Annotated in this window: 15 protein-coding genes; 6 read left to right on the plus strand and 9 right to left on the minus strand. The window is 60.2% G+C overall.

Annotated features, from left to right (window positions below; translation table 11 throughout):
- Positions 1-78: 78 nt before the first annotated feature.
- The gene (locus tag ACMUVN_RS03555; RefSeq protein WP_414814877.1) at positions 79-753 is read right to left on the minus strand and encodes a hypothetical protein; all 675 of its coding nucleotides are present in this window, start codon (positions 751-753) and stop codon (positions 79-81) included.
- A 131-nt stretch (positions 754-884) separates the two neighbouring features.
- A complete protein-coding gene (locus ACMUVN_RS03560) occupies positions 885-2,282 on the minus strand; it encodes a pyridoxal phosphate-dependent decarboxylase family protein (protein ID WP_414814878.1) in 1,398 nt (465 codons plus the stop codon).
- A 311-nt stretch (positions 2,283-2,593) separates the two neighbouring features.
- Here ACMUVN_RS03560 and ACMUVN_RS03565 point away from each other — a divergent pair, with 311 nt between their 5' ends.
- The 3 genes from ACMUVN_RS03565 (at position 2,594) to ACMUVN_RS03575 (ending at position 4,618) form a co-directional block, all read left to right on the plus strand.
- Positions 2,594-2,995, plus strand: a complete 402-nt coding sequence (locus ACMUVN_RS03565; RefSeq protein ID WP_097542290.1) for a hypothetical protein — start codon at positions 2,594-2,596, stop codon at positions 2,993-2,995.
- Positions 2,996-3,104: 109 nt separating this feature from the next.
- The gene (locus tag ACMUVN_RS03570; protein ID WP_028759167.1) at positions 3,105-3,611 is read left to right on the plus strand and encodes a GNAT family N-acetyltransferase; all 507 of its coding nucleotides are present in this window, start codon (positions 3,105-3,107) and stop codon (positions 3,609-3,611) included.
- An 86-nt stretch (positions 3,612-3,697) separates the two neighbouring features.
- Complete coding sequence (locus tag ACMUVN_RS03575) at positions 3,698-4,618, plus strand: ornithine cyclodeaminase family protein (protein ID WP_063475127.1); 921 nt, start codon at positions 3,698-3,700, stop codon at positions 4,616-4,618.
- 15 nt (positions 4,619-4,633) lie between these two features.
- On the opposite strand, the gene dapB is transcribed toward ACMUVN_RS03575, so the two are convergent.
- From dapB to ACMUVN_RS03590, 3 genes are all read right to left on the minus strand, one after another.
- Entirely contained in the window at positions 4,634-5,404 is a 771-nt protein-coding gene (dapB, locus tag ACMUVN_RS03580; RefSeq protein WP_028758920.1) for a 4-hydroxy-tetrahydrodipicolinate reductase, read from the minus strand.
- Positions 5,405-5,537: 133 nt separating this feature from the next.
- On the minus strand, positions 5,538-5,753 hold the full coding sequence (locus tag ACMUVN_RS03585; RefSeq protein WP_047611689.1) for a hypothetical protein: 216 nt from the start codon (positions 5,751-5,753) through the stop codon (positions 5,538-5,540).
- A gap of 147 nt (positions 5,754-5,900) precedes the next feature.
- Positions 5,901-6,485, minus strand: a complete 585-nt coding sequence (locus ACMUVN_RS03590; RefSeq protein WP_028758918.1) for a histidine phosphatase family protein — start codon at positions 6,483-6,485, stop codon at positions 5,901-5,903.
- A gap of 245 nt (positions 6,486-6,730) precedes the next feature.
- Here ACMUVN_RS03590 and ACMUVN_RS03595 point away from each other — a divergent pair, with 245 nt between their 5' ends.
- Positions 6,731-7,204: a VOC family protein gene (locus ACMUVN_RS03595; protein WP_018242578.1), complete on the plus strand. Its 474-nt coding sequence runs from the start codon at positions 6,731-6,733 to the stop codon at positions 7,202-7,204.
- 100 nt (positions 7,205-7,304) lie between these two features.
- On the opposite strand, the gene ACMUVN_RS03600 is transcribed toward ACMUVN_RS03595, so the two are convergent.
- Complete coding sequence (locus tag ACMUVN_RS03600; protein ID WP_028827839.1) at positions 7,305-7,706, minus strand: GFA family protein; 402 nt, start codon at positions 7,704-7,706, stop codon at positions 7,305-7,307.
- A gap of 231 nt (positions 7,707-7,937) precedes the next feature.
- On the opposite strand from ACMUVN_RS03600, the gene ACMUVN_RS03605 reads away from it, so the two are divergent.
- Positions 7,938-9,818 (plus strand): ABC transporter ATP-binding protein, encoded by a 1,881-nt coding sequence (locus tag ACMUVN_RS03605; protein ID WP_132572268.1) that lies wholly within the window; start codon positions 7,938-7,940, stop codon positions 9,816-9,818.
- A 35-nt stretch (positions 9,819-9,853) separates the two neighbouring features.
- Here ACMUVN_RS03605 and ACMUVN_RS03610 read toward each other — a convergent pair whose 3' ends face one another.
- The 3 genes from ACMUVN_RS03610 to ubiA form a co-directional block, all read right to left on the minus strand.
- A complete protein-coding gene (locus ACMUVN_RS03610) occupies positions 9,854-10,468 on the minus strand; it encodes a LysE family translocator (protein ID WP_028758944.1) in 615 nt (204 codons plus the stop codon).
- 154 nt (positions 10,469-10,622) lie between these two features.
- A complete protein-coding gene (locus ACMUVN_RS03615; RefSeq protein WP_132572265.1) occupies positions 10,623-11,399 on the minus strand; it encodes a phosphodiester glycosidase family protein in 777 nt (258 codons plus the stop codon).
- A 23-nt stretch (positions 11,400-11,422) separates the two neighbouring features.
- Entirely contained in the window at positions 11,423-12,337 is a 915-nt protein-coding gene (gene ubiA / locus ACMUVN_RS03620) for a 4-hydroxybenzoate octaprenyltransferase (RefSeq protein WP_132573297.1), read from the minus strand.
- Positions 12,338-12,543: 206 nt separating this feature from the next.
- Between ubiA and ACMUVN_RS03625 the strand changes: the two genes are divergently transcribed.
- The gene (locus ACMUVN_RS03625; protein WP_132572262.1) at positions 12,544-12,927 is read left to right on the plus strand and encodes a VOC family protein; all 384 of its coding nucleotides are present in this window, start codon (positions 12,544-12,546) and stop codon (positions 12,925-12,927) included.
- The last annotated feature ends 161 nt before the right edge of the window (positions 12,928-13,088 follow it).

A 13,088-nucleotide genomic window follows, 5' to 3' on the forward strand; every position in this document is an offset into this window, starting at 1 on the left:
CTGTGACAATGAGAAGACGAGCTGTCGCGCCTCAATCTGGAAGAGAAGAAGTGTGCCAATAACTGATGCGTCGTAGCATCAGTGCGTCAGGGATTGGATCCTGTCGTAGCGGACCGTGTACTCGTCGGCCGTGCCCTCGTCATAGACCTTCGCCAACGTGGCCTGGAGGTCAGGCGAATAGAGCACGCTCAAGATGTCGACCTGCTCGTCGCCTCTCTTGGTCACTTGCTTGATCCTGAACACCTTGTATTTGCATTCGCCGAGACTGAAGCTCTCCTGTCCGGCGACGGTCAATTCCAGGCTCCAGCGCGTATCCGCCCGCTCGTCCGGGCCAAGCGCTAAGAAAGCAACGTTGGTTCGAGCGCCTTTCTTCAGCGGAACGATGCGGCTCAGATCGGAGAGCGGGTGGATCGCATATTGTTCGTTTTTGCTGAAGCGGGCCAGATCGAAGAGACCTGCAAAGGAAAACACCGTCTGCTGCTGTGAGCCGCCGAAATGATTGACAGTCTTGACGATCTGCCCTTCCGCCTTGTGGAATTCGCTCCGTGCGCCGGTATTTTCCAGCACAAAACCCTTGGCGGCGGTGTCAGCAGACGGACAATCGGCTGCATGAACCGAAACAGGCAGAAGGGCGGCAATGAATAATGAAGCAAGGCGATTCTTAAACATGGTTCTCGTTTCCGATAAGACTGGACCGATCTCGTTTGATCGCCTGGAAATACTGGAACCCGCGGGGCCTGTCATGAGCTTCATTCTTGCGACAGGAACTATTCCACATTTGCGTTAATGGCCGGGGCTTCTCGCGGAAAGTTTCATTTGGGATGCGCGGCCGGCGACAGCACCATTCTGTGCGCGGGCGAACCAGGGGAGCTGATGCATCATTCTCAGCTGACACTCTTGAAGGCGGCGATGATGCTTTCTGCGGCGAGTTGCGCCTGATCTGATGTCGTCTGGAAATTGGTGACGGAGAGACGCAGGATGTCGCGGCCGCGCCATTTGGCGCCGCCTGCGAAGATCATGCCGTCCGCCTTGATCTTTTCGATGGTCTTTCGCGTCAGCGCGTCGCCTTCTTCGGAGGGCAGGTCGGTACCGAAGCGGATGACGAGCTGGTTCAGGGCCACCTCGTTCAGAATGGCGATGCCGGGCTCGCGTGCGAGCCGATCGGCGATCAGCTGCGCCGAGGCGCAGCACTGGTCGATGAGGGCGGTTACACCCTCGCGGCCGAGATGTTTCAGCATCGCCCAAGTGGCAAAGCCGCGCGCCCTTCGCGAAAGCTCGGGCACGTAATGGGAAGGATCGCGCTCGCCTTCGCCAGCGAGCGGCAGATAGCTTGCGGCGATCGTCATGGCGCGGCGATGGGCGAGTTCGTCGCGGACGATCGCATAGCCGCAATCATAGGGCGTCTGCAGCCATTTGTGGCCGTCGGTCGCCCAGCTGTCGGCCGCTTCGATGCCGCGGCTGAGGTGGCTGGTTTTCACCGACGTCTGCGCCCAGAGGCCGAAGGCGCCGTCGACATGCACCCAGGCGCCTTTCGCCTTCAACAGCGGGATGATGGCGGCGAAATCGTCGAAGGCGCCAGTATTGATCTGCCCCGCCTGGAGGATGGCGATGAGGGGACCGGAGACGGTATCGAGTGTGCCGGTCAGCGCGACCGGGTCTATCCGGCCTACTGGATCGGTGCGCACGCGCAACACGCGATCGTGCCCGAGGCCGAGAAATTGCAGTGCGGAGAAGACCGTCGTATGGGCGTCGTCGCCGATCAGCACGGTGATCTCAGGCGCGCCGAACAGGCCACTCGCATCGGCATCCCAGCCCGCCCGGCGCAGCACTTCGCCGCGGGCGGCGGCAAGGCAGGTGAAGTTCGCCACTGTCGCCCCGGTGACGAAGCCGACCGAGCTTTCGGCCGGCAGCTTCAGGAGATCGAGGAGCCATCTCGCCGCGATGGTCTCGACTGCGGCTGCGGCCGGGGCGGCGGCATGGTTTCCGGCGTTCTGGCCCCAGGCGCTGGTGAGGAAATCGGCCGCGACGCCGACCGGATGGGAGCCGCCGATGACCCAGCCGAAGAAGCGCGGGCCCGTGGTTGCGTGCAGCCCGGGTTCGGCGTCACTCGCCAACTGCCTGACGACATTGAGCATATCGCAACCGGCTGCCGGCAGCGGTTCGTCGAAGCAGGCAAGCGAGGCTGCGTAATCGTGGGCAGGCACATGGCGGGCGGGCCCTGCCTGCCGGAACCCCGCAGCAAGCCGGGCGGCTTCCTGAAACAGAGATGCAATTGCCGACATAAGTTCCCCCTGCCGCCGCCGATCCTGGAGGGACCGCCCCCGAAGGCAGGCTGCCGGCGCTATGCAATTTAGCCCATATCGCCAGCTCTGTCTTCGCCCAGGAGACCCGGGCTTGGGATCCAGAGTACTTTCTCGTCCTTGCCGAGGCTCAAGATAAATTGAGCATCCAGAGAGGGCTTCCTAAATATCTACAATACTTACTCTATTCCGTTCTGTCCATTTTTGAAATTTCATAGCTATGCTTGAAAATGATTGCCTTCGTCTCAAGTATCGTTCAATAATGCGGAAATATCGTTTGCACCATTGTCAAGTTGGTGCTGCCAACTAGCGAGGGATATGCACTGAAATATTTCCTTCTCTACGCGCTGACATGCACGTTGGTCGGGATAGTTCTTCTCGTCATCATCCATGAAGTTGTATCGTTCAAGATCGACAAGCCAACTGATGAAGCAGCGGGCGAACCAACCGAACAATCGGCCGCCGGGCCAACCGGGGAACCGGTGAACGGGCCGACAACCGATCAATCCGCCGTCCAGCCAGCCGATCCGTTGATCGTCCGGTCGACGAGGCAGCCTGTCGACGGGCCAACCGATAAACCAGCGGTCGGCCCAACCGGCGAACCGGCCGCGCCCCCAACCGATCAAACAGTGGTCGACCCACCCCGTGAACCGGCCGTCCGGAAGGGCGGCCGGCTGAGGAGTCCGGCGCAGTGATCGGCGCTTGAGACGATCGCCACAGGCTGGGGCATGAAGCTTTCAACGCCGGTTGCATCGGCTGAGCCCATCTGTATTGACTGTACCTCTCATCTCGAAGGAGGTTCCGATGGATGGAAGCGGTACAGCGATCAGGCATATCAGGGCAGACGAGGTGGAGGCTTTCCGGCGCATCCGTCTGGAAGCGCTTCGCACCGAACCGTCCCTCTTTGCAAGCCGCTACGAAGACTGGGAGGTTCTTTCTCTCGAGGAATGGCGCAATCGCCTGAACGAGCCGGTTTTCATCGCGTTTCAGGGCGATGAACCCGTCGGCATAACCGGCCTGCTTCGCCAGCGGTCGAGCAAGATGGCCCATCGCGCAACGATCATCATGGTCTATGTCAGAAGGAGCCTGCGCGGAACGGGCCTTGCCAGCAGGCTGCTCAGTGCGGTTGCCGATCACGCCCGCGATATCGGCATCCTGCAGCTGGAACTCTTCGTCAGCGCTGAGAACCCGGCGGCAATACGGTTCTACCAGCGGGAAGGCTTCTCCGAAATCGGCAGGATTCCCGGCGGGGTTCTGGAGGAGGGCAGGGAGATCGACGACGTCATGATGGCGCGCCGTCTGGTCGATTAAGTCTCCCGCGCATATCGGTTTGCTGACCTATTGACCTCAAGCGGGGTTGGGGTTGCAGGGTGCCGGCATGAACCGGAGGTTTGGGGATGGCGAAAGTCCTGAGAGACGAAGATCTGGTCGATGGCGCGTTGATGACGGTCGCGATCGATGCGCTCGAGACCGCTTTTCTCGCGAGAGCCGGCAATCGGCTGATCTCTCCGCCCCGGCATCATGTCTCGTTTGCCGATCGCGGCGATCTCGTCTTCACCGTCGGCGGCATCCTCGGCGACAAACCGCTCGCGGGCTTTCGGGCCTATGAAACATTCGAGGGGGTGGAGCATTCGCAGATCGTGGCGGTATGGTCGGCCGACGACGCCAGGCTCAAAGGTATCGTTCTCGGAGAGCGTCTCGGCAATCTCAGGACCGGTGCGATCGGAGGTCTCGCCATCCGTCACCTCAGCGCGCCGGATGCCAGGACCGTGGGGATACTCGGCAGCGGAGCGCAAGCGCGAACCCAGCTTGCCGCAGCCGCCGCGGTTCGAAAACTGGATCGCGCCCGCGTCTATAGCCGCGACGAGGAAAAGCGTACGGCTTTCGCAAGCGAGATGCAGCACGCCTTGGATATTGAGGTGGAGGTTGCCGGCAGCGCCATCGAAGCCGTCGATGATGCCGATATCGTCATCTGCGCGACAACGAGCCAAACGCCTGTCGTTCATGCTGGAGATTTGAAGCCCGGTGCGCACGTCAACACCGTCGGCCCGAAAACGTATCGGGGATACGAACTCGGCCTGGATATCGCCGATGCGGCAGCCGTGATCGCGACGGATTCTCCGGAGCAGACGCGCGCCTATGCGTCGCCGTTTTTCCTTGCCGGCTCGGGCAACGACAGTCGCATGGTCGACCTTGCCGATATCATTGCCGGGAAAGCGACGGGGCGGAGATCACCTGAGGATACGACGCTGTTTTGCTCAGTGGGACTGGCCGGAACCGAAGTGGTCGTCGCTTCGGCAATCCTCGATATGCTGTGAGCTTGTTTCCCTTATTCACGCCAGCCCCAGCGCATCCCTCATGCCGTATTCGCCGGGTGCGCGTCCCGCGATCCAGCGGGCGGCGGCAAGCGCGCCGCGGGCGAACATGCCGCGATCGAGAGCCGAATGCGAGAGCGTCACGACTTCCTCGGCGGCGGCAAACATCACGCTGTGTTCTCCGACGATCCCGCCGGCGCGCAACACGGCGAAACCGATCTCGCCGGGCGGCCGCTCGCCGGTGATGCCGTCACGGCCGCGCCGCTCGACGGATGCGAGAGAAACGCCGCGGCCCTCGGCGGCTGCTTCACCAAGCATCAGCGCCGTGCCGGAGGGCGCGTCGATCTTCCTGTTGTGATGGGCTTCGAGGATTTCGATATCCCACTCATGCGCAGGAAGGGCGCGGGCGGTTTGGGCGACCAGACCGATCAGCATGTTGACGCCGATGGAGAAATTGCCGGAGCGCAGGATCGGAATCGTGCGGGCGGCCTCGGCGATCCGTTCCAGTTCATCTGGCTCGAAACCTGTCGCCCCGATTACCAAGGCCGGTCCACCGGCCGAAGCACACAAGCCGGCAAGTTCGGCCGCAGCGCTTCCCGTCGTGAAATCCAGGATCACGTCGGCCGCTCCGATCGCGGCCGAACGATCGATCAGCCCGGCACCCATAGAGCCCTCACGGCCAATGCCGCCGACGAACGCAAAAGCCGGATCGGCCGCCAGCAGTGGCAGGATGGCACGACCCATGCGGCCCCTCGCGCCGGCGACGGCTATTTTGATTGGTGAGATCACGGTCTTTCCTTGGCTCTCGATATTCCGGCCGAACGGCTATTTACAGCCAGCATTCGCGCCGGAGAAGGGGACCCGCAACTACCGCACTTGCGCTCGCGGCGCAAAGCCGGATCTCTGGCAGGTCATGTGATGCTTACCAATTGCCTGGGTCGGCGGTGTGATCGATGCTGGCGAATTCATCGGCCTTTTCGCGGTCCAGCTTCACCTCCGTGGTGGCGTTCGTCTCGTCGGTGACCGCGTAGCGATCGGGGACCGGTCCCCTCGACAGTTCCTGATAGAGGAGCAGGGCGGCCTCCTCGGCGGTGTCAGCCTCGATCTCCCGCGTAATAGTGACAGTGAACTTGTGCATGGCTTCGAGCCTTTCGATCGTCGTGCAGGCGTATGCGTAGATAGCCCAGTCTGACACGAGTTTTGTGTCGAAGACAGAAAAAGCGCGTCGTTTAGAATTTGATTCATGCGACGGTCGCAGGTCTTTGTTTTTATGAATGTCGTGGTGCTAAGTATCGGCCGACGCGCTTACCAGACTGAACTCACCGTCGCAAAGACGATAAAACCCATCTTGGGGAACGGGCAATTCCAGCATTTCCCGCTTCGAAAGGCCGGAATATACGCCACGTACCAATCGGCCAAACAGCCCGTGAGAAATCGCAATTGTCGGTTCATATATGCCTGAGATCCAGTTCTTTGCTCGCGCACAGGCGGCATCGAAGCTCTCCCCGTCTGGAGATCTGAAATACCAATCAAAAGCGTCGGACCTGTCCAGCATTCCTGGAAACTCGTTGTCGATCTCGAACTTGGTCATGCCGTCCCAAGAACCGACGGTCACCTCCATGAGCCGCGATTCCGGACGAGCGGCCAGCGGCAATACCCGTTCGATGCGAGCCGCGGTCTCCTGCGTTCTGCCGAGAGGGCTGACGTGAAGCTGGAACGATCGCTCACTGCCTGCAATTTCCTTCTTCAAAAGCTTCGCCATTTGTTCGGCCTGTTCGATACCGCGCGCTGTAAGTGGTGAATCTTTTTGGCCCTGGAACCGACCCAAGGTGTTCCAAATGGTCTCGCCGTGGCGAAGCAGGTAAATCACTTGTGTTGTCCTAAAAGAATGCCAAAAGGCTGGTTCAGCGGCCAAGTGATGCGACAGATCAATAATGACCGCAACTGCTCCGATCCATATGTGCCACGTCTTCTGCTGTCGGCCGAAGCGGGTACTTCGACCATTTTAGCAGCGCTCGGCAGTTGCCCGCGGGAAATCGCTGCCGTGGGCTGGAGAAAGACGGCTTGCCTCTTATTTCAGTTGGAAATGCGAAACGAGGAGCGAGAGAGCACACAATGGCAAAGAACACGATCTGCGTATGGTACGACAAGGATGCTGAGGCTGCCGCCCGCTTCTATGCTGCGACTTTTCCCGACAGTACCGTGGACGCCGTTATTCGTGCACCGGGAGATTATCCCGAGGGTAAGCAGGGAGATGTGCTGGTTGTCGAGTTCACCGTTGCGGGGATTCCCTGCATCGGGTTGAACGGCGGTCCCGCGATCAAACACAACGAGGCCTTCTCCTTTCAGATCGCGACCGACGATCAGGAGGAAACCGATCGCTACTGGAACGCCATCGTCGGCAATGGCGGCCAGGAAAGTGCGTGCGGCTGGTGCAAAGACAAATGGGGGGTGTCCTGGCAGATCACGCCGCGCGTCCTCTCCGAAGCGCTCTCGGCAGGCGGTGGCCAGGCAAAGCGTGCTTTTGACGCGATGATGACCATGAGGAAGATCGACATCGCAGCGATCGAGGCGGCGCGGCGCGGCTGAGAAGCCTATCGCGGAACGATCTTTCGTCAGAGCGCTGCGTCTGGTGCGACCCGGCCGGGTAGCGATTTTCGCAATCGGCCGGTCGACACGAGACAGGCTGTCAGAACCAGAGGTCGCGCACGCAGCGCCCTTTGGAAGGAAGGTCTTCAAACGTATCAAGGCCGTCGAAATGATCGATCGGCAGGTCCTGAACGAGATCGGCCGGCGCAAGCCGCATGTTGACGGCCATGCGCCGGCGGCCATCCTTTCGAAGCCGCAGGCCGCGCCAGCTCAAGACACAGGCGCAGGATGGGCAGAATAATATTTCTAGAGACGGCTCGTCCCTGTCGGCGCGGGTGTAGGAGGCGGTCTCTCCAGTGAGAGCGATACGCTCTCCTTCGTAATCATAGGCCCACAACGTGCCGTAGCGCCGGCAGAGCGTACAGTTGCACGCGGTGATCGAGCCGGGATCACCTTCGAGTGTCCAGCTCGCCTTGCCGCAATGACATGAGCCCGTCAGCATGATCGCCGGTTCAATCCTGCCCCCTGTTTACGGACGACATCCTGCCGCAATTACGCGATGACCGCAATTGGCGCTTTCAGGCGCCACGTGCTCCTGAAACGGCTTTCACGACACCTTTTGTATCGGGCGTTTTCTGAAATTTCTAATTGAGATCGCGGCCGGAAGATGATTTTCTGCGACCCAGCGTAGCTGAGTCCACGCCTCCTCCCGATTTTTTGATCCGAGTGGCCCATGTCGATTTCAGATGCGATCTATCGTCCCTTCGAAACCTTGATCCGGCCGCTCGATATCCCCTACCGGCCGCTGCCCACGAAGGGACCTGTGGCGGTTCTTTTGCACTTCATCGCGATGTTTCGAGGCGTCATCATCGCTATGGCGGCGAGCTCGATGGCCATCGAAGCAATCAATCTTACGATCATCTGGGGGCTTTCGGTCATTGTCGACGGAGTGACGACGCAGGGTGTCGAACTCTTCGTCGACAGCAAGTTCGGGCTGCTGGCAGTCCTTGCCTTTCTGCTTTTTCCGGTGATGCCCGTTCTTTTCTATATCACCAATATTCTCAACTCGCACACGATCGGCATCAGCCTGCCCGTTGCAATTCAATGGCAGGGGCACAAGGCCGTCGAGCGGCAGGATCTCGCCTTCTTCCATGATCTTTTCGCCGGTCAGGTCGCATCAAGGCTCGGTCAGGTCGCCAATGCCGTTCAGCAACAGATCGTGATCGCGTTCCAGACGGCCCCCCGCTTTCTGCTTCAGATCATCGGGTCGGTGGTTCTTCTGCTCGCGCTCTCCTGGCAGCTTGCGCTGCCGGTCGTCGTCTGGGTTGCCTTCAACGTGCTCTTCACGATCAAGGTCGTTCCGGATTTTACGGAGCGCGCGCGCCGCTCGGCAAAGCAGAACAGCCTCATCTCCGGTGCCCTGACGGACATCTACGGCAACATCCAGATGGTCAAGCAGTTCGCAGCAGAAGATAGCGAGGCGGGTGCGCTGAGAAAGACCATGTCCAAGGGGGTCGACACGCTTCACCACGAACAGCGCATCTACCGGACAACGGAACTCGTCGTCATCAGCCTCAACATGGTGCTCTGGCTCGTCATGCTCAGCATTGGTTTCTGGGGTCTGTTTGACCGATTCCTGACCGTGGGCGATTTCGTTGCAACGGTGTACATCCTCCAGCGCCTTTCGGCCGGGTCTTTCACCTTCCTGCAAATGGGACAGCAGATCTTCCGCGCACTTGGCACGATCAAGGATGCCATGCCGGTCATGACGACACCACCCACCATCACCGACCGGCCGGATGCGACCGAATTGACGGTCAGCCGTGGGGAAATCTGTTTCGAGAATGTCCGATTCGCCTACACCTCCGGCAAGCCTGTTATCGATGACCTGTCGCTGACGGTTCGTGCCGGCGAAAAGGTGGGGCTCGTCGGCCTCTCCGGGGCCGGCAAGACGACGCTGGTGAGCTTGCTCTTACGCTTCTACGACATCGCCGACGGCGCGATCCTGATCGACGGGCAGGACATCCGCACGGTCACGCAGGCAAGCCTTCGCCGCGCCATCGGCGTCATCGCGCAGGACGTCGCGCTGCTGCATCGTTCGGTCGGCGACAATATCCGTTACGGCCGGCCGGAGGCGACGACGGACGAGATCGAAAGGGTGGCGAAGATGGCCAGCGCCGATGCCTTCATAGCCGATCTTTCCGATGGCGAAGGCCGCAGGGGCTATGATGCCTTCGTCGGCGACCGCGGCATCAAACTTTCCGGCGGCCAGCGCCAGCGCGTGGCCATCGCCCGCGTTCTCCTGAAGGACGCGCCGATCCTGGTGCTCGACGAGGCGACTTCCGCCCTCGACAGCGAATCCGAAGCCGCCATCCAGGAAAAGCTGAACCTCGTCATGGAGGGAAAGACGGTGATCGCTATCGCCCACCGCCTGTCGACCATTGCCAGGATGGACCGGATCGTCGTGCTCGATCACGGGCGCATCGTGGAGGAGGGCAGGCCGGATGAACTGGTCGAACGGGACGGCCTGTTTGCCCGCCTATGGAAACGCCAGACCGGCGGCTTCATTCCCGAAGAGATCGACGAACCCTTGGCGGCCTCGCCTGCTGCCTGACCGAGTGGCCGGCCCTCCCGCATGCCGGAATGACATCAGCGAGCCCAGAGCAGGCGGCCGCCGATGAGGATGAGGGCGGCGCCCATCACGCGCTCGATGCCGGCCTTGAACCGCAGGAAGCTGGCGGAAACGCGCGGGTTCGAGAAGAAAAAGGCCAGGCCGCAATACCAGAGAGCCGAGAGCAGGAAGCAGGTCAGGGCAATGACGCAATAGAGCCAGACAGGCGCATGTGCCGGGATGACAAGCGCAAAGATGCTTCCGAAGAAAGCCACTGATTTCGGATTGGTCATGCTGACGACGTAAGCACGGCGCATGGCGGAGCGCCATGTGACCTCAGTCGGTCCGGTCGTCTTCAAGGGCTTGGCCGCGCCGCGGATCATCTTCAGGCCCAGCCAGATCAGATACAGCGCGCCGACCACCTGCAACGTCATATGCAGCCAATCGAAATGGGTCAGCAGAAAGCCGAGGCCTGCCATCGCCATGACGGCCCAGGTCAGGGATGCGATCGCAAGTCCGAGACCCGCAAAGAGGCCGGCCGCGCGCGACACCGTCATGCTGGTGTTGGTGACGATGATGAAATTCGGTCCGGGGCTGACGAGGGAGACGACATAGACGCTGATGAGCAATGCGAGTGAATCGATATATTCCATCCGGCCCTTCCAACTTTGAAATTTGGGAGCCTATGCGAAGCAGGCGGTTTTTGAAAGGCGCGTCATCCTGGACATCATCCATCAGGCATCGGACTGGCAGTGAAAGGTCGACTGAAAGGATCCTCGGCCTGGTAGAAGCCGGCTTTTCCTTGCGCTACTCGACAAGCCCGAAGATAGGGCCGTAGCCGCCGTGCCAGGACCAGTCGTTGTAGCCCATGTCCGGATTGTAAAGTCCGACCCCTCGTCCGCCATCGAGAAACAAGGCGTCCCGGCATTTCAGATGGTCGCGGAAGAGCCGTGCGAAATCGTGGAAATTCACCCCGTCTTTGCTGATCGCGAAACGAACCGTGCCGCGCTCGCAGGCTCCGACACCGCTGCGGCGGGTTCGGTCCGTCGAGCCGACGATGAAGATTGGGTTCAGCTTGTCGGCGATAACAAGCATCGGGCCGGACTGGGTGGCGAACCGCACCTTGGGCCGACGCTTCAGAAATTCAGCGGTCGGGAGTATCCCGGCGCCTGCTTCACTCAGAAAGAACACGCCGTTCGGCTTCTTGTAGAAATTCGGCACCTGACCGGCGGAGCTTTCGGCTGGCGTCGTATTGGCGGGGTTCAATTCCCTGCTGTTCTCGACATAAAGTCCCATCGGCGAAAAATCGGCCCGATACATCCCGGCATTGACGGCGAAAACCAGGGTTCGCCCCTCGGCGCGAACAGCTTCGGCAAGGCTTGAAAAAGCGCGGTATGGCGCGCCATCGTCATCCTTCCAGAACAATCGCAGATCGGCTTTGCCCGGTTCCAGCGTGCAGACGACATATTTCGCCTCTTCGAAGGTTTGCTGCTCGCATGGTTGCGCATACGCCTGATGGAGGGATGTCATCGTTGCCGCCAGCGTCACGACCGCGGCGAGCACGCCATGTTTGACGTAGGTCATCGGTGCTAACGTCCTCGAGCTGCTTACCATGTGCCTGAAAACGTCGTGCAAGCGAGCAGCACTCCCGTCAGGATATTCGCCAGGAACAAGCGAAAATTCACGTCCGGGCGGGCAAGGTCGATCCGCCGGGTCTGCCAGCCAAGATGGACAGCGATCACCAGCATTCCGATCGCATAAGGCGGTGACATTTCCAACAGCCAGCCCCCGAGCGACCACGCGCCGACCGCCAAGGCATAGAACAGGCCGATCAAGATCTTGCCATGCCGGCCGAACAGGATTGCCGTCGATTTCAGGCCGAGACGGGTGTCGTCCTTCAGATCGACATAGGCATAGACGGTATCATAGCCAATCTGCCAGGCGATGGCGCCGGCCCACATGAGCATGGCACCAACCGGGATGTGGCCTGCAGCCTCGGCCCATGCCATTAGCATCCCCCAATTGAACGCTGCGCCCAGGACGGCCTGCGGCCAGTGGGTGAAGCGCTTGCAGAGCGGATAGACGAAGACGAGCGGCAGTACACATATCGCAATGAGGCGTGTGTAGGGCGTCAGGAAGAACAGAAGCAAAGCCGCCAGTGCGAGTTCAACGGCAAGGAAGACAAAGGCCGGCAGCGTGGAAATCTCTCCGCTTGCCAAGGGCCGAAAGCGGGTCCGTTCCACATGGCCGTCAAACTTCCGGTCGGCGATGTCGTTGATTGTGGAACCGGCGCTTCTCATCAGAAGAGCGCCGAGGGAAAAGATCGCCAATTGCCTGAGGTCCGGGAGGCCGTTCGATGCCTGAATAAGGGCGGCCCAGCATGGGAAAAGTGTCAGCCATATCCCGACCGGGCGATCCAGCCGCGCCAACCGCGTATATGGCCGCCATGCGGCCGGCAAACGGCGATCCACCCAGTCGCCACGGTGGATATCGCTGAGATCAGGGCGGTCCAAAGTCATCATGATGTGATCCAAATTTCCCGTCGCAGTCATGGGGGTACACCGAGGTTTCATCGCCATCGGCAATGCGCAGAATAGGAATTTTTGCAGACACGGCAATCACCGTCTGCTGCGAGGATCCTTCGCAAAACTGCCCGTAATTGTTCTTGTTATGTTCGTGTGTGCGCGATATGAATTCTGCGTGATCCTGCAGCAGGGAAGGGAAGGTGATGAACGTTTACGCAACCCTCGGCGCAATCGATTTCGCCAAATCGAACGCCTTTTACGATGCCGCTCTGGCAACGATCGGATGGAGCAAACATAAGGAATTTCCTGGATGGCGAGCCTATTCCGAACGTGGAAAAGGCGAAGGTTTCATTCTGTGGATCTGCAAGCCTTTCGACGGCGAGCAGGCAAGCGCCGGAAACGGCTCGATGGTCGGTTTCATGGCCCAGTCCCGCGCCGAGGTAGACGCTTTCTACGAAGCTGCGATGAGCAATGGGGGAACGGATGAGGGCGCACCTGGTCTACGTCCGCATTACGGGCCGAACTGGTATTCCGCTTACATGCGTGACCCGGCTGGGAACAAGATTGCTGTCGTTTACGACGGTTGAGGTCAGCTCGATTGCCGCTTCCGATGCTCGGGGAATGTTCCTATTTCCCCTGACATGGGGTTGGCGCCGCAGGCGTCCGACATGCGAGAAGCAGCGTTGCGCGTGTCCTTCGAGGAGATCCTACGGATCCGCACCTCAAGGATGAGGGAGCTAGAGAATAC

Origin of the sequence: Rhizobium sp. IY2 (assembly GCF_047532935.1) — a bacterium.
In the GTDB taxonomy this organism is placed as follows: Bacteria; Pseudomonadota; Alphaproteobacteria; order Rhizobiales; family Rhizobiaceae; genus Rhizobium; species Rhizobium anhuiense.